The sequence below is a fragment of the Kaistella faecalis genome (assembly GCF_019195395.1).
GTDB classification, from domain to species: Bacteria; Bacteroidota; Bacteroidia; order Flavobacteriales; family Weeksellaceae; genus Kaistella; species Kaistella faecalis.
Map to the genome: position 1 here is coordinate 393,782 of NZ_CP078067.1, position 14,667 is coordinate 408,448.

The following is a 14,667-nucleotide window of genomic DNA, read 5'->3' on the forward strand; positions in this document are numbered from 1 at the left end:
TTTGTAGGAAAGTCAATCCTGTAAGCGTTTTTATTATCTCAAAGTTAGAAAATATATTTCAACTTTGTTATTCTTTTCATAATATTTTACTACTATTGTTAAATTTGGTTAATAAGATCTCATATATTTATTTGGCTTAATATTTGAGAATGAAGCACTAATCTTAATATTCATATCATGAAAAGAAATACTATTCTAGTTGCAACAATGGCCGTTGCAACTTTAGGAACTACAACACAATCATGTCTTGCCCTGGCAACATCGAGCGTAGGATTGGCTGTCCTTAAACAAATTCTTCTAGGCGGCATTACAAAAGGTCTGAATATCTTCAGCGATAAAGACAGTTTCATGGCCAACCAACTTATAGATGCTGCACTGCCTCAACAGTTGAGAGACCTTAACAATACTTTACAGAAACTTGGGCTGAACAGTCTCGTCGAGAAAGAAAAACAATATATAGCCCAGGCAGCAGCCTTTACCGTAGAAACATCGCGCCCCATTTTGGTAAACGCCGTGAACAGCCTTACCGCAGAGGACGCAGCCAGAATAGTTCAGGGAGGAAGTGGTGCTGCTACCCAAATCCTGAAAGAAAGAACGTCGGAACAGCTTATGGCTGCGATTGCTCCTAAAGTAGACGCCAAATTGAATGAATTCGGATTAGTGAGCTCCCTGAATTCTGCCCTGCAAGGCTCTAATATTTTAGGATCAATTCTGGGAACTCAAAGCTCTACAAATTCTTTGACAGGCGGTCTCAGCAGATTCGCATCCCAACAAATGGTAAACGGACTGTTCAACATTATCCAAAGCCACGAGCAGCAAAATGCCTCTACGATCATGAACTCGCTGAATGGCACTAAATAAAGAAATAATCCTTAATTTTGAATTCCGGTTTGTCCGGAATTTTTTTTAACTAAAAACTCACTGAAATGATTAATATAGTCGATAATCAGGAAAACTTAAATCCTGAAGAATTTTACGCTTCACTAAAAGAAAAACTCGAGGCCACCCACGATTTCCCGGAAGACTATCTTTTTAAGTTTATTATCACGAATGAGGAATCCAAGCATACCGAAATTTACAGGGTTTTCGATAATATTAAATTTACATTGACCACAAAAGAAAGTAAGAACGGGAAGTACACGTCTTTAAATATGAATGCCTTCGTGATGGATGCGGATCAGGTAATTAATATTTATAAAGAAGTAGGAAAAATACCGGGCGTTATGATGCTTTAAAAAAAGATGAATATTTTAATTACCGGTGGAACCGGACTTATCGGGAAATCTTTGGTTAGAAAACTCAAGGACAGAAATCATAATGTAAGACTCTTGACAAGGCAGAAAACTGATAAATCTGAAGAGTTTTACTGGAATATTACCGAAAAATTCATCGACCCAAAAGCTTTCGAAAATCTTGACTGTATTATTCATCTCGCCGGTGCAAATATCAGCCAGAAATGGACTGAGGATTATAAAAAAGAACTGTTTTCGAGCCGGATTGATACCGCGAATCTTTTGAAAGAATATTGCGTAAAGCATAATGTGCATCTGAAATCATTTATTTCGGCATCTGGAATTAATTACTACGGAACCTTCACCTCAGATAAGCTTCTGAAAGAGAATGACGGAATTATTCAAAACGATTTTCTCGCGAAACTCTGTGAAGACTGGGAAGAGGCGGCCGATAATTTTTCGGATTTGGCTGACAGGGTTGTATGCTTAAGAACCGCGATGGTTCTGGCAAAAAATGGCGGAGCATTTCCCATGCTGAAGAAAACAGTTGATTTCAATATCGGTTCAGCAGTTGGATCGGGGAAACAATGGATGAACTGGATTCACATTGACGACCTCATTAATATGTACATTTTTGCAGTGGAAAACAGTGATATGAATGAAAAATTCAATGCAGTTGCAGATTCCGCTCCAAATAATAAGCAATTCATGAAATCACTTGCCACAATTTCAAGCAAATTTTTTCTGCCGATAAACGTGCCGGCTTTTATTATTAGAACAGTTTTCGGAGAAATGAGTTCTATCATTTTGGAAGGTACGAGAGCCAGTAATGAAAAAATCAAATCTCTGGGATTTGATTTTAAATTTTCAACACCTGAAGCGGCATTTATGGATTTGAGAAAATAGTCTGAATTATTTTTCAATAAAAAACCTCACATTTTCAATTGGTCTTCCGACCATTGCTACCGGGCCTTTTATCAGGATTGGTCTTTGGATTAAAGAAGGGTTTTCAGTGAGAATTTTAATCCATTCTTCGTCAGAATATTCTTTTCCGGCGAATTTTTCCTGGTAGAGTCTGTCATTTTTTCTGATCAGTCCCTGAACGTCTGTATTCAGTTTTTTGAGAAGCGTTGTAAGCTCCATTTCTGTCAGCGGTGTTTCCATGAAATCGATGATTTCGAAGGGAACGTTATTCTCGTCTAAATGTTCCAGAATCGCTCTGGATTTAGAACATGTATTATTATGAAGTACTTTGATCATGGCGGTTGAGTTGAAGGTTTTTTTTAATGTAAAAAGCGTTCAGCATTCATCTCATGTCCCGCGTTTTAGAAAAGTCCGTGCATCTGCGACTCAATTCTTTCTAAAATAAATCCGAAATCTTCAGGTCTTTCCACAAAATCCAAATCATCAACTTCGATGATCAGGAGTTTACCCTCGTTGTAGGTTGAAATCCATTTTTCGTATTTCTGATTCAGTTTCGAAAGATATTCTATAGAAATTGTCGCTTCATAATCGCGGCCTCTTTTATAAATTTTCTTTACGAGATTCGGAACATCAGATTTCAGGTAGATCAGCAAATCCGGTGCCGAAACGAAACTCTTCATCAGGTTAAAAACCGAAGTATAATTATTGAAATCTCTGTCTGATAAAAGGTTCATGTCATACAGGTTTTCTGCGAAAATATGGGCATCTTCATAAATTGTACGGTCCTGAACAATGTTTTTACCACTTTCGCGGATCTCTTTCACCTGTCGGAAACGGCTTCCAAGAAAATAAATCTGCAGTGCGAAACTCCACTTGCTCATATCGGCATAAAAATCCTCTAAATACGGGTTGTGATCTACATCTTCAAACTGGGCATCCCAACTGTAATGTTTGGCAAGCATGTTTGTTAACGTTGTTTTTCCCGCGCCTATGTTTCCTGTAACCGCAATGTGCATCTGTAAAAAATTATTTGATTATGAATGAGCTGTACTGCCTGAAAATTACCCTTTCTTTCAGTTAATTATTGAGCGGGTAAAGATAAAGTTTATGGTCACCGATTCCAAAATAAGCGGCTGAGTTTTTATCCACAATCTGCGAATTTACGGCCTCGAAAATTATTCTCAGCATACGGTCCTCGAAAAGATGAACAGTATTTCTGCCGATAACGTGAATATTCCCATTTTCGCGACGCAGCCTTCTACCTTGATTAACAGGAATATTTAAAATTTTATCTCCCTTAAAATTGCAGATGAGAAGTTCATCAGCAGTCAGCAAATAAACCTGACTGTTGAAAACCAGTAAATCATTAATATTTTCAAAATCAACATTTAAAGGATAGGAATTAATGATTCTTTCATCCCGGAAATTATACTGAATCAGGCGTTTCGTGCTTTCATCAAGCAACCAGATTTGCTGTAAATCTTCGGCATAAACCATTTTGATAAAGCCAAATTTCTGTCGGAAATTAACCGTCTGGATTTCATTCAGATTCTGATCATAAAATTTAAGCTCCTGAGCGTTTTCTGAAAAAGAAGGAATGCTTAGAGGATTCTGAACCGACTGAATTTTAAAGGGCAGTGTAAGCATCAGTTTTCCTTTCTGCTTGCCCAGCGAATCGTATTTTGTAAAACTGAAATCCTTGTTCCTGTAAAGATAAATGTTTCCGTAATCATCAACCAGCAAATCTTCTACACCTTTCAGTTTCAATGAATCGAAAGCTGTATTCTGCTGCGCAGACATTACGCACGTAAGGAAGAAAAAGATGAGACCAAGTGATTTCAAAACAACAGAATATTTATCAAATTTAAATAAAAAATGACGTTTTTTTGAACGTCATTTCATATCGTAACTTTTCAGTTTATTTTATGGCAACTTCATAAATTTTATCCCAATTCTTTCCGGTGATCAACATGTTATCGCCTTTAAAAGCAATCCCGTTTAAAACATCATCAGAATTGGTAGTGTGTTTTTTAGCAATTTCTGTAAAATCAAACTTTCCTACCACCTCACCGTTTGCCGGATTAATTTTCAGGATAACCGGTTTTTGCCATACATTGGCGTAAATATGACCTTTATAATATTCCAGTTCATTCAGCTGATCGTAAGCTTCGGTATTTCCGGCGACCGAAATATAACGTACAATTTTTGAAGGATCTTTAACGTCAAGGAAATAAATATTCTTGGTTCCGTCAGATAAAATTAAATTTCTGTTATCGTAAGTTAATCCCCAGCCTTCGCCGATTACATTTGGATAAGCAAATTCGCTGATCAAACTCAGATCACTTTTGATATAGATAAAACCTTTTTTGGTTAACCATGTTAATTGATAAACTTTATCCCCTACAATGGTTAATCCTTCAGAAAAATATTCTTTGGGTTGCTTTGTGAAAACAATAGGAGTTGTACTTCCTAAAGTATATTTCAAAATTTGTGATGATCCTTGTTGTCCATCAGATTCATATACCGTGTTTTCTTCGAGTTGAAATCCCTGCACAAAATTTTTCGGATCGTGCGGATATTCTTTTACAATTTCATAGTTCAGTTTAGCTTCGGGAGTTTTAGCAAAAACATTAATCGTGGCGTCCTGGGTAATGATTTCGCCATTCTTCTTTTTGATGTTGAAAGTTACCGCGTTATCTCCTAAAGTGAAAAATTCAGGATCCACAAGCAGTTTCGAAGTCTCCTTATCTCCAAAACTTATCGAGATGCTTTCTGCATTTTCTGTCACATCTTTCGGCAATGTTAAAGCATCACCAAAATGGTAACCTTTACTTTCCATGGAAATATTGTAGTCGTTTAAAGTATTGAGGATTTCTTTGTCTTTATTACAGGAAACCAATATAGTAAATGCAAAAACTGCGATTAGGGTTCTGATTTTCATAGGTGTATTTTTACTTTTAAATTTCAAAGTTAATGTGATGAATGAAATTAATTTTCAAAAATACTGAAATTTAACAACATTAAGCGAACCCCGAGCAAAATGCGCCGTATACATTATTTAAATATTATATTTGTTCTTTAAAGAAATTACTTTTCATGAATAAATCATTTTTATTGCTCATGCTGGCTTCCACAGCGCTTTCTGCTCAAAACTTCAGTAAACAGGACACTTTAAAAGGTTCTAATACCGTTTACAGAAATTTTTGGGATGTTAAGAAATATGAAATTGCTGTTGAACCCAATATTCAGAACAAATCCGTTACTGGAAGCAATAAGATAACGTTCGAAATCGTAAAAGATATCACTAATCCTGTTTTCCAGATCGATTTACAGCAACCAATGCAATACAAAATCATTGATTCTGACGTAAAACTTTGCACCTCAAGACGCGATGGTGATTTCATTTTTATTGAAACTAAAAAAGACTACAAAAAAGGCGACATCCATTCTTTCACGATTCAGTATTCCGGAAACCCGGTTATTGCGCAAAACGCTCCGTGGGATGGCGGCTGGGTTTTCAAACAGGATGACAACGGAAATCCGTTCGTAAGTGTTGCACAGGAAGGAATTGGAACTTCTGTATGGCTACCTGTAAAAGACATCTGGAGCGACGAACCCGATAACGGGATCGTGATGAAAATTATTACGCCGAAAGATCTTGTCGGTGTCGGGAACGGAAGACTGATTTCGCAGACGTCAGAAAAAAACAAAAATACGTTTACCTGGGAAGTTAAAAATCCTATCAACGCCTACTCTATTGTTCCAAGCATCGGAAAATATGTGAATTTCAAAGATTATTACGAAGGTGAAAAAGGTAAGTTGGATTTGGATTACTGGGTGCTTGACTATAATCTGCAAAAAGCTAAAAAACAGTTTGAACAGGTAAAACCTATGATGAAAGCGTTTGAATATTGGTTCGGTCCCTATCCCTTCTACGAGGATTCTTACAAGATTGTAGAAACTCCGTACCTTGGCATGGAACACCAAAGCAATGTAGCTTACGGAAACAAATACAAAAACGGCTATTTGGGCAGAGATCTGTCCGGAACCGGAGTTGGTTTGAACTGGGATTTTATCATTATTCATGAAACCGGCCATGAGTGGTTTGCGAATAATATCACTGCGAAAGATCAGGCTGACATGTGGGTTCACGAAGGTTTTACCAGCTATTCTGAAACACTTTTCACTGAGAACTACATGGATAAAAATTCAGGGGAAAAATATGTTCAGGGAATCCGCCACAATATTAAAAACGACATCCCAATCATCGGTCAGTACGGAGTTAGAAACGAAGGCAGCGGCGATATGTATTACAAAGGCGCAAATATGCTCCACACGATTCGCCAGGTTATTAATGATGACGAAAAATTCCGCCAGATCTTAAGGGGTCTGAACAAAGATTTTTATCACCAGACAGTTACCACACAACAGGTTGAAGATTACATCTCTTCGAAGTCGGGAATTGATTTCTCACTGGTTTTCAATCAATATTTAAGGACAGCTAAAATTCCGGTTTTAGAATATTCTCAAAACGGAAACACACTGAAATTCCGCTACAGCAATGTGATCGATAAATTTTCAATGCCATTGAGGTTGAAAAACCAGCAGCTTTTAAATCCCACTTCAGAATGGCAAACGGTAAAATTGAAGGCTGCCAATCCGGTTGAATTTGATGCAAATTATTATGTGAATTACACGAAGTTAAAATAAAAGTTTCGGCGCCCGCGGCGCCGAAACTTTTATTTAATATTATTATTCGTGCAAGAATCAGAAAAATTATTTTAATTTTTATTTACAGTTCAGCATATCCGACAGCATCAGCCTTTGGCTTGACGTGTTTGCAGGTACGGCCACTTGATCGGAAGGAGTAAAACTGACTGAAGTTAAATTATCAGGAACATATATTTTTACGGTCATTTCCCTGTAACCATGCGGTTGGTACGCCACCCAGTATCCGTCCGGATGGAGACCCCATGTCCCGTATTCTACCGCAGATTTTTCCGGATTAACTCCCGAAATCATGGCAAGCCTTTCAAGTTCATCATAACTTGAAGATGACGAAGAAGCGAAGAAATTCCTTATCTTGTTTTCAGCATCAAGAGCAATCTGGACCGGTTGGGGCAGATTGCTTTTTGCCCTGTTCATAAGATCGGCAGGAATAAAATCCAACCCCATTTTAGATAATTTCAGCAACTGATCTTTGCTTAAAAGCCTTGCAGCAACCACTTTATTCTCGGTGCTCAGGTTTTTGAGACTCGATTTAGCAATAACCGCCCAAACCAGAGACTGGACCTGCTGTTGTGGAATGTCCTGATGATTGTACCAGTTTTTAACCAAAGCATTGATTATTTCCTCTTTAGGACCTTTTAACGGCGCGAAAAGATAACCGTCACCTTTGCTTGGTGCGTAGGTTCCCGCTTTCAGGCAAAAACTTTTAAGTTCCAGTTGATAGTAACCCGGGCTGAGAACATAACCTTTATCCTGAGTGAAAGATTCTTTGCAAAGGCTTACAAATTTTTTATTAGCTGCAAAATCAGGCTTTTTTACATCTGCAGTGTTACAATCCTTAAAATTAGTGGTGATTGCTTCGGTAGTAATCGCATTTACCACTTTATCGCCGGCTAAAGACATCGTTTTGTCTTTCACCTTATCCTTAATCATGTTTAAAATCTGGGAATTTCCCAATATTCCTGTTACTAGAAACAGTGCAAGCATTAGTTTTTTCATTTCGATGGTTTTTAGTTTCCACGAAATTACGGAATATATTATAACTGCATTTTAAGTCTCAGCACGTTACGTGTTTAGGCCTAAGAATTCCTCATGGTGATTCTGAACGTTGTGCCTTTTCCTACTTCGCTGTGGGCTATTTTAATATCGCCGCGGTGATACTCTTTTATTACTCTTTTTGCAAGCGAAAGTCCTAAACCCCAGCCGCGTTTTTTGGTCGAGTAACCAGCTTTGAAGGCATTCGAAGCCTGATAATTCGTCATTCCAGACCCGCTGTCTTTAAAATCGATGATGATGCTTTTATGTTTTTCGTAGAGGTCAATCTCCAGTTTGCCCTCACCTTTCATGGCGTCTACAGCATTTTTTACAATATTTTCGATCACCCAACTGAGGAGAATCCGATTGTGTGGAATCAGAATTTCCCGTTTCGGAAGAACAAGCATGAATCTTACTTTTGATGAAATTCTGGATTTCAGGTAATCGTAATTCTGCTGTAGCGTTTCATTTATATTAAGGTCATTCAGCTCTGGTACAGATCCGATTTTAGAAAATCTTTCGGAAATGGTTTTCAGTCGGTTGATGTCATTTTCGATCTCTTTCACGCCCTGACTGTTTTCGTTTTCCATGCGGAGAATTTCGATCCATCCAATCATTGAAGATAGCGGCGTGCCGATCTGGTGCGCAGTTTCTTTGGCCAAACCTGCCCAAACGTAGCCTTCATCAGTTTTTTTAATGGTTCTTAGAAACCAGAAGGAAAATGAAATATATGCCACCACCAGAAGTCCAAGAATATAAGGAGTATACCGCAAATTATTAAGAAGATTGGAGTTCGTATAAAAAACGTACTGGTTATTCCCATCCGGCATCTGTAGCTCAATTGGCTGATAAGAACTTTCCATCTTTTTAAGCAGCGAAATCATCTTCTGGGGATTTTTTGAAACATTTTCGGGGATATTTCGCTGGAAATCGGGTCCGAGTGGTTTTTTATTCCTGTCGGTTACAATCACCGGGATTGTATTATTGGTATTATTAATCTGAAAAATGAGTTCCAGCATGTTGGGATCGACAAGAATTTCTTCCTGTTGCTGGTATTTGATAGCGGTAGCAAAAAGTTCAATCCTTTTAATCTCTTCCTTTCTCAAATAATTAATCAGAATAACAGATGCAACTACTACGCCCGTAACAGCAAGTGTAAGCAGAATATAAATGACCCAGTTGTTGATTTTCGAGAGAAAGCTTCTGCGTTTCATTTTAAACTTTTAGATTACTTTAAAACATTTAAAACTTTATACAGCGCATCACTCAGGTTAGAACTCTGGTAGTTATTAATGATGATCGCAAAAACATACTTTTTGCCATCTTTGGATGTATGATAGCCCGCAAAAGATTTGGTGTCTTTCATCGTACCGCTTTTCATTTTCATACCGTTACCCTGAGTAGGAAAACCTTCAAAAAACTCATTGAACCAAGGCTGTTTGCGGCTCCACAGCAGTGCCTGAACCTCAGCTCGCGCAGAAACATAATTTTGAGGCGAAAGACCGCTTCCGTCAGCGAAATTAATCATGGCCGCATTGATTCCTTTGCCTTTCCAGAATTCTTTAAGAAAATCGACTCCTGCATCGAAGCTTCCCTGGTTTTTCTTTTCTTTTCCTAAGGTTTTGATGAAGGTTTCACCATAAAGGTTCACACTTTTTCGCAAAAACCAGTATACGATTTTATCCAGGGTTGGTGATTTGTATTCCAAAATGATGTTGTTTTTAGGAGCATTAAGCATTTTTTCGCCTTTAATTCTCTGCATTGAAGTTGAAATAACTTTTCCGGTGAAATTAATTCCCGATTCCTGAAACCACTTGGCAATTTCGGCTCCCAAAGTCAGTGGCGGATTAGGTGTTGCGCCAGAAACTGTAATTGCTTTTGCCGGAAGTGTACCGTTAATGTAAGCCACGTCCGAATAAGGCGCAGTATAAATTAAACTCTGGTCTGAACTGCCGGCTGCTCTAACATCATTTACCCAGGTTACATTTGGAAGATCTACGTTTACACCCTTCATTTCCTTGCCGTTCATGCTGATATCGAACTGGTTTTCGCGCCAGTTGACACTCCAGACTCCTGCACCGTAGTAATTCCCTAAATCGTTCCACGGCCAGCCACCTGGAACCGTTTGAAAATCAAAATAAGAATCATCAATAATCAAATCGCCCGAGATTTTTGAAATCCCTTTCTGTTTGAGCGCATCAATGAATTTTTGTTTAAAATTTTCAGGTTTATAACTCTCGTAACGCCAGCTTCCTAAAGTGGGATCACCGTTGGAATAGATATAGAGATTTCCGGTCAAATTTCCGCCTGAAATATCTCCCAAATAGGAAGTTGTAGTCGTATACTGATAGTTCTTTCCTAAGGTTTCCAACGCAGCCGCTGCAGTAAATATCTTCTGTGTTGACGCGCTAGAAAGTCCTTGGTTTCCGTTATGTTCATAGATAAAATTACCGTTTTCGTCCACAACATAGAGCGACAGATTCGCCGAATAAGCCGGCGCGGAACTAAGCAGATTTTTGGTAGCTGTTTCTAATTTTTGTGCGGTATTCTGAGCGAGAAACGTCTGGGAAGCAAGCAGTAATATGGCAATGAATCTGATCATTTTTGCTTTTTATTTTCAAATATAACGAAATAATCTTTTGATTATTAAATATCGTTCTTAAACGAAACCTGCTTATACTACGGATCTGTAAAACAATTACATAAAAATTTGCAGACTTCATATTTTTTTCGTAAAATTTGTAATAGAAATTTAAAAACCTTAATTATGGCTTCAATCATCACAGGCTTATTCAGAAGCCAAAGTCAGTCTAAGAAAATTTCTGAAGACTTAGAGAATGCAGGTTTTGATAATTCAGATTACATCATGTACCTGCATGAAGAACCTGTTTCGCGGGACGTAAAAACCTCGCTGTGGCAATTTTTCTTTAAAGATGATACGACTCTTGAAGACGAAAGCCTGGCAATTAGTGTTAAAGTGGATGATCCTACCTTAAAAGAGAAGGCTTTAAAAATCTTTTCAGAGAATAATGTCATTCACTATAACTATTTCGAAAATATAAAATTCCGGGATGCAATGTCTCTGGACTACCTGAAAAGAATTGCGACACTCCGCGCAAAATCACAGATTTTCTCTTCTCAGGAAATGAAGCATCATACCCAACATAACGGGATGAATTCGGAAGTACTTTTTGGCAAAGGAGAATAAACACCTAAAAATCCGTTTCAGAATGTTGAAGCGGATTTTTTTATTTCTGTTTTCGTTTCAATCCGGCACCGAGGAGGTATTTTTAAATAAGTAACTCAATAATTATCCATTTTTACCTATTTTCGTATACTGAAAAAAAATTTCTTTAATGGTATACGATTTAGAACAGGAAAATAAGGAAATTCTTGCGCGCTACAGAGATTTAATTTCCAATACTTACCGCACTCTGGATGAAGAGCAGAACAAAGTCATCCGGAAAGCGTTCGATATTGCTTTGGATGCCCACAAAGACCAGCGCAGAAAAACCGGTGAACCCTACATTTACCACCCCATCGAGGTGGCAAAAATCGTTGCCAACGAAATCGGTTTGGGAGCAACATCAATCGCTTGTGCATTGCTTCACGACGTTATCGAAGATTCGGAATATACCTACGAAGACATCAAAAAAATCTTCGGAAAAAAAATCGCCGATATTGTAAACGGATTGACCAAAATCTCGGTGATGAATCACCAGAATATTTCGATTCAGTCTGAAAATTACCGTAAGCTTCTCCTTACCCTTTCTGAAGATTTTCGGGTAATTCTCATCAAAATTGCAGACCGGCTGCACAATATGCGCACACTGGATAGTATGACGCCGGACAAGCAAAAGAAAATTGCGTCAGAAACAGTCTATATCTACGCTCCCCTTGCCCACCGGCTCGGGTTTTATAACATTAAATCTGAGCTTGAGGATCTCTCTTTAAAGTTTAACAATCCGGATGTTTATTTTGATATTTCAGAACGTCTGGAACTTGCCAAAGAAAACCGTGAAAAATATATTGAAGAGTTCAAAAAAGAAGTTTCCGAGCAACTCAGGGATGAGGGTTTAAATTTCTCAATCAAAGGCCGTGCGAAAGCAATCTCTTCCATTTACAGGAAAATGCTGAAGCAAAATGTAACTTTTGACGAAGTTTTCGATAATTACGCCATCCGGATAATTTATAAATCTGACGCAAAGAACGAAAAATTCCTCGCATGGAAAATATATTCGATTGTAACCGACCTTTATCACAGCAATCCGCAACGAATGCGCGACTGGATTTCGCAGCCGCGTTCTACAGGATATGAAAGTCTTCATTTGACGGTTTTGGGTCCTGACAAAAAATGGATTGAAGTGCAGATCCGCTCCGAAAGGATGGATGATATTGCCGAAAAAGGTGTTGCTGCACATTATAAATACAAAGAAGGATTCAGCAAAAACAGCGACGAAAAAAACTTCGATACTTGGGTTACTGAGATCCGTGAGGTTTTGGAAAATCAGCAATCGCTTACCACGACAGAACTTTTAGACAATATTAAACTTAATCTTTACTCAAAGGAAGTTTTTGTTTTTACTCCGAAAGGTGAAATTAAAATCCTTCCCATCGGTTCTACTGCGCTCGATTTTGCGTTTTCGGTTCACTCTGATTTAGGCACAAAATGTCTGGGCGCAAAGGTCAACGGCAAGCTGGTTCCAATTTCATACGTTCTGCAAAACGGTGACCAGATGGACATTCTGTCGTCCCAGAACCAAAAGCCCAAGCCCGACTGGCTCGACTTTGTCGTCACCTCCAAAGCAAAATCGAAAATTAAGGCGATTCTGAATTCAGAAAAAAATCAGTTGGTTGAAGAAGGGAAAGAAATCCTTCAGAGAAAAATGCGCCACGCCAAACTGAATTTTAATGATGAGGAAATCAATAAAATGCAGAAATTCTTTAATCTGAAGACTTCGCAGGAACTGTTTCTGAGTTTCCAGAACGGTAATCTGGATATAGGTGACATTAAAAAATATACCGAGGGAAAAGGAATTTTCAGCAATTTCATCCAGCGTTTCCGAAAATCTCCGACAAAAAATACAGAGTTTACTGAGGCTCCGGAAACCAATCTCGATATGATTGTTTTTGGGAAGGATGAAGAAAAGATGAACTACTCTTTCGCCAAATGCTGCACCGTAATCCCCGGCGACAAAATCTTCGGCTTTATAACCATTTCAGACGGTATTAAAGTGCACAACGATGCCTGCCCAAATGCCATAAACCTCCGCGCACAATACGATTACAGAGTTTTACCTGCGAAATGGGTGAACGAAGAAAGTTTCAAAAACAGAATTAAAATCGAAATTGAAGGACTTGACAGAATGGGTATGATTAATGACATCACTGCGGTCATCAGTAATTCGATGAACATGGATATGAAGAGTATGTCGATAGAATCCAACAACGGAATATTTTTGGGAAACATCAATCTCGAAGTAAAAAACAAAAGCCAACTGGAAGAAACCTTCAAACAGCTTAAAAACATCAATGGCGTCTCGAGAGTTAAACGACTTTAAAAAAAATATTTATGGTTATTACCGACTATTTCAAAAAATTTATTCACAATTCCCAGTCTTCGGGTATTTTACTTATTTTGTGTGTTGCCGTCTCGCTGTTGATCGCAAATTCATCTCTGGGCCCGGCATTCCAGAATTTGCTGGACAAAAAAATTGGCACCGAGATGTTTCAGCTCAACTACCCGATCAGCATCTGGATTAATGATGGTCTGATGGCGATTTTCTTCCTTCTCGTTGGTCTGGAAATTAAAAGGGAAATTGTTGAAGGTGAGCTCTCGAGTCTGAAAAATGCTTCGTTACCTATCGTAGCTGCTGTGGGAGGTATGGTAGTGCCTGCATTGATTTATTTTTTGTTCAACACCGGGACCGAATATGCCAATGGTTGGGCAATTCCCATGGCAACCGATATCGCATTTTCGTTAGCAATTATTTCTCTTCTGGGAAAAGGTGTACCCCTTTCATTAAAGATATTCCTTACCGCTTTGGCAATTGTGGATGATCTGGGTGCAATTATGGTGATCGCGATTTTCTATACCGACCAGATTCACTGGAATTATATGGGTCTGAGTGGGTTGATGGTCGCTTTATTGGTGACATTAAATTTCTTCAATGTCAAGAAACATATTTTTTATCTTATTCCCGGTGTGCTGCTTTGGTATTTCATGCACCATTCCGGGATTCACGCAACCATTGCGGGTGTGCTGCTAGCGTTTACAATTCCTACGAATGTTTCTACAACAGAAATATCGCCGCTGGAAAAATTGGAGCAGCAGCTGCATCTTCCGGTAAGTTTTCTTATTATGCCAATTTTTGCGCTGGCCAACACCAATATCACCTTTAAAGCAGGAATGGTTGACGGACTTTTCAGCAGTTTGGGCTATGGAATTATTCTGGGACTTTTCCTGGGAAAATTGGTAGGCATCAATTTATTTTCCTACATCTTCGTTAAACTGAAAATCAGCAACCTGCCACTAAACAGTACATGGCCGCAAATGATCGGAACCGCTTTACTTGCAGGAATTGGTTTCACCATGTCGATCTTCATCGCCCTGCTTTCGTTTAAAGGACATCCGGAAATTCAGGACGAGGCTAAATTTGCCATCCTCATGGCATCCCTCATATCAGGAATTTCAGGTTATCTTATCTTGAAAAATTTCCGAAAAAAAACGGTTGATCAGGATTAAAAC

General features: G+C 38.5%; 14 protein-coding genes. 7 read left to right on the top strand and 7 right to left on the bottom strand.

The window, feature by feature from the left end; genetic code table 11:
- Window positions 1-177 precede the first annotated feature (177 nt).
- The 3 genes from KTV93_RS01885 (at window position 178) to KTV93_RS01895 (ending at window position 2,138) form a co-directional block, all read left to right on the top strand.
- Entirely contained in the window at window positions 178-861 is a 684-nt protein-coding gene (locus tag KTV93_RS01885; protein ID WP_218249643.1) for a DUF4197 family protein, read from the top strand.
- A 65-nt stretch (window positions 862-926) separates the two neighbouring features.
- Window positions 927-1,235 (top strand): DUF493 domain-containing protein, encoded by a 309-nt coding sequence (locus KTV93_RS01890; protein WP_218249644.1) that lies wholly within the window; start codon window positions 927-929, stop codon window positions 1,233-1,235.
- Window positions 1,236-1,241: 6 nt separating this feature from the next.
- Complete coding sequence (locus tag KTV93_RS01895; protein ID WP_218249645.1) at window positions 1,242-2,138, top strand: TIGR01777 family oxidoreductase; 897 nt, start codon at window positions 1,242-1,244, stop codon at window positions 2,136-2,138.
- A 6-nt stretch (window positions 2,139-2,144) separates the two neighbouring features.
- Here the strand turns inward: KTV93_RS01895 and KTV93_RS01900 are convergent, their stop codons facing one another.
- The 4 genes from KTV93_RS01900 to KTV93_RS01915 all read right to left on the bottom strand — a co-directional run bounded on the left by KTV93_RS01900 (window position 2,145) and on the right by KTV93_RS01915 (window position 5,097).
- The gene (locus tag KTV93_RS01900) at window positions 2,145-2,492 is read right to left on the bottom strand and encodes an ArsC/Spx/MgsR family protein (protein ID WP_218249646.1); all 348 of its coding nucleotides are present in this window, start codon (window positions 2,490-2,492) and stop codon (window positions 2,145-2,147) included.
- A gap of 65 nt (window positions 2,493-2,557) precedes the next feature.
- Entirely contained in the window at window positions 2,558-3,172 is a 615-nt protein-coding gene (locus KTV93_RS01905) for a deoxynucleoside kinase (protein WP_218249647.1), read from the bottom strand.
- Window positions 3,173-3,233: 61 nt separating this feature from the next.
- A complete protein-coding gene (locus KTV93_RS01910) occupies window positions 3,234-3,998 on the bottom strand; it encodes a hypothetical protein (RefSeq protein WP_218249648.1) in 765 nt (254 codons plus the stop codon).
- 76 nt (window positions 3,999-4,074) lie between these two features.
- Entirely contained in the window at window positions 4,075-5,097 is a 1,023-nt protein-coding gene (locus KTV93_RS01915; protein WP_218249649.1) for a glutaminyl-peptide cyclotransferase, read from the bottom strand.
- Between the two features lie 155 nt (window positions 5,098-5,252).
- Between KTV93_RS01915 and KTV93_RS01920 the strand changes: the two genes are divergently transcribed.
- A complete protein-coding gene (locus KTV93_RS01920) occupies window positions 5,253-6,866 on the top strand; it encodes a M1 family metallopeptidase (protein ID WP_218249650.1) in 1,614 nt (537 codons plus the stop codon).
- 78 nt (window positions 6,867-6,944) lie between these two features.
- Here the strand turns inward: KTV93_RS01920 and KTV93_RS01925 are convergent, their stop codons facing one another.
- The 3 genes from KTV93_RS01925 to dacB form a co-directional block, all read right to left on the bottom strand.
- The gene (locus tag KTV93_RS01925) at window positions 6,945-7,883 is read right to left on the bottom strand and encodes a hypothetical protein (RefSeq protein ID WP_218249651.1); all 939 of its coding nucleotides are present in this window, start codon (window positions 7,881-7,883) and stop codon (window positions 6,945-6,947) included.
- A gap of 80 nt (window positions 7,884-7,963) precedes the next feature.
- The gene (locus tag KTV93_RS01930; protein ID WP_218249652.1) at window positions 7,964-9,133 is read right to left on the bottom strand and encodes a sensor histidine kinase; all 1,170 of its coding nucleotides are present in this window, start codon (window positions 9,131-9,133) and stop codon (window positions 7,964-7,966) included.
- Between the two features lie 14 nt (window positions 9,134-9,147).
- Entirely contained in the window at window positions 9,148-10,521 is a 1,374-nt protein-coding gene (gene dacB / locus KTV93_RS01935) for a D-alanyl-D-alanine carboxypeptidase/D-alanyl-D-alanine endopeptidase (protein WP_218249653.1), read from the bottom strand.
- Window positions 10,522-10,686: 165 nt separating this feature from the next.
- Here dacB and KTV93_RS01940 point away from each other — a divergent pair, with 165 nt between their 5' ends.
- The 3 genes from KTV93_RS01940 to nhaA all read left to right on the top strand — a co-directional run bounded on the left by KTV93_RS01940 (window position 10,687) and on the right by nhaA (window position 14,664).
- Window positions 10,687-11,127: a hypothetical protein gene (locus tag KTV93_RS01940; RefSeq protein ID WP_218249654.1), complete on the top strand. Its 441-nt coding sequence runs from the start codon at window positions 10,687-10,689 to the stop codon at window positions 11,125-11,127.
- A gap of 148 nt (window positions 11,128-11,275) precedes the next feature.
- Entirely contained in the window at window positions 11,276-13,480 is a 2,205-nt protein-coding gene (locus KTV93_RS01945) for a RelA/SpoT family protein (RefSeq protein WP_218249655.1), read from the top strand.
- 11 nt (window positions 13,481-13,491) lie between these two features.
- The gene (gene nhaA, locus KTV93_RS01950) at window positions 13,492-14,664 is read left to right on the top strand and encodes a Na+/H+ antiporter NhaA (RefSeq protein ID WP_218249656.1); all 1,173 of its coding nucleotides are present in this window, start codon (window positions 13,492-13,494) and stop codon (window positions 14,662-14,664) included.
- Window positions 14,665-14,667 lie beyond the last annotated feature (3 nt).

What these genes read in the sequence shown, in the direction of transcription:
- KTV93_RS01915 (WP_218249649.1), bottom strand. Translation starts at nt 5,097, where the DNA reads ATGAAAATCAGAACCCTAATCGCAGTTTTTGCATTTACTATATTGGTT.
- KTV93_RS01890 (WP_218249644.1), top strand. Translation starts at nt 927, where the DNA reads ATGATTAATATAGTCGATAATCAGGAAAACTTAAATCCTGAAGAATTT.
- dacB (WP_218249653.1), bottom strand. Translation starts at nt 10,521, where the DNA reads ATGATCAGATTCATTGCCATATTACTGCTTGCTTCCCAGACGTTTCTC.
- KTV93_RS01895 (WP_218249645.1), top strand. Translation starts at nt 1,242, where the DNA reads ATGAATATTTTAATTACCGGTGGAACCGGACTTATCGGGAAATCTTTG.
- KTV93_RS01905 (WP_218249647.1), bottom strand. Translation starts at nt 3,172, where the DNA reads ATGCACATTGCGGTTACAGGAAACATAGGCGCGGGAAAAACAACGTTA.
- KTV93_RS01930 (WP_218249652.1), bottom strand. Translation starts at nt 9,133, where the DNA reads ATGAAACGCAGAAGCTTTCTCTCGAAAATCAACAACTGGGTCATTTAT.
- KTV93_RS01900 (WP_218249646.1), bottom strand. Translation starts at nt 2,492, where the DNA reads ATGATCAAAGTACTTCATAATAATACATGTTCTAAATCCAGAGCGATT.
- KTV93_RS01885 (WP_218249643.1), top strand. Translation starts at nt 178, where the DNA reads ATGAAAAGAAATACTATTCTAGTTGCAACAATGGCCGTTGCAACTTTA.
- KTV93_RS01920 (WP_218249650.1), top strand. Translation starts at nt 5,253, where the DNA reads ATGAATAAATCATTTTTATTGCTCATGCTGGCTTCCACAGCGCTTTCT.
- KTV93_RS01945 (WP_218249655.1), top strand. Translation starts at nt 11,276, where the DNA reads ATGGTATACGATTTAGAACAGGAAAATAAGGAAATTCTTGCGCGCTAC.
- KTV93_RS01940 (WP_218249654.1), top strand. Translation starts at nt 10,687, where the DNA reads ATGGCTTCAATCATCACAGGCTTATTCAGAAGCCAAAGTCAGTCTAAG.
- KTV93_RS01925 (WP_218249651.1), bottom strand. Translation starts at nt 7,883, where the DNA reads ATGAAAAAACTAATGCTTGCACTGTTTCTAGTAACAGGAATATTGGGA.
- nhaA (WP_218249656.1), top strand. Translation starts at nt 13,492, where the DNA reads ATGGTTATTACCGACTATTTCAAAAAATTTATTCACAATTCCCAGTCT.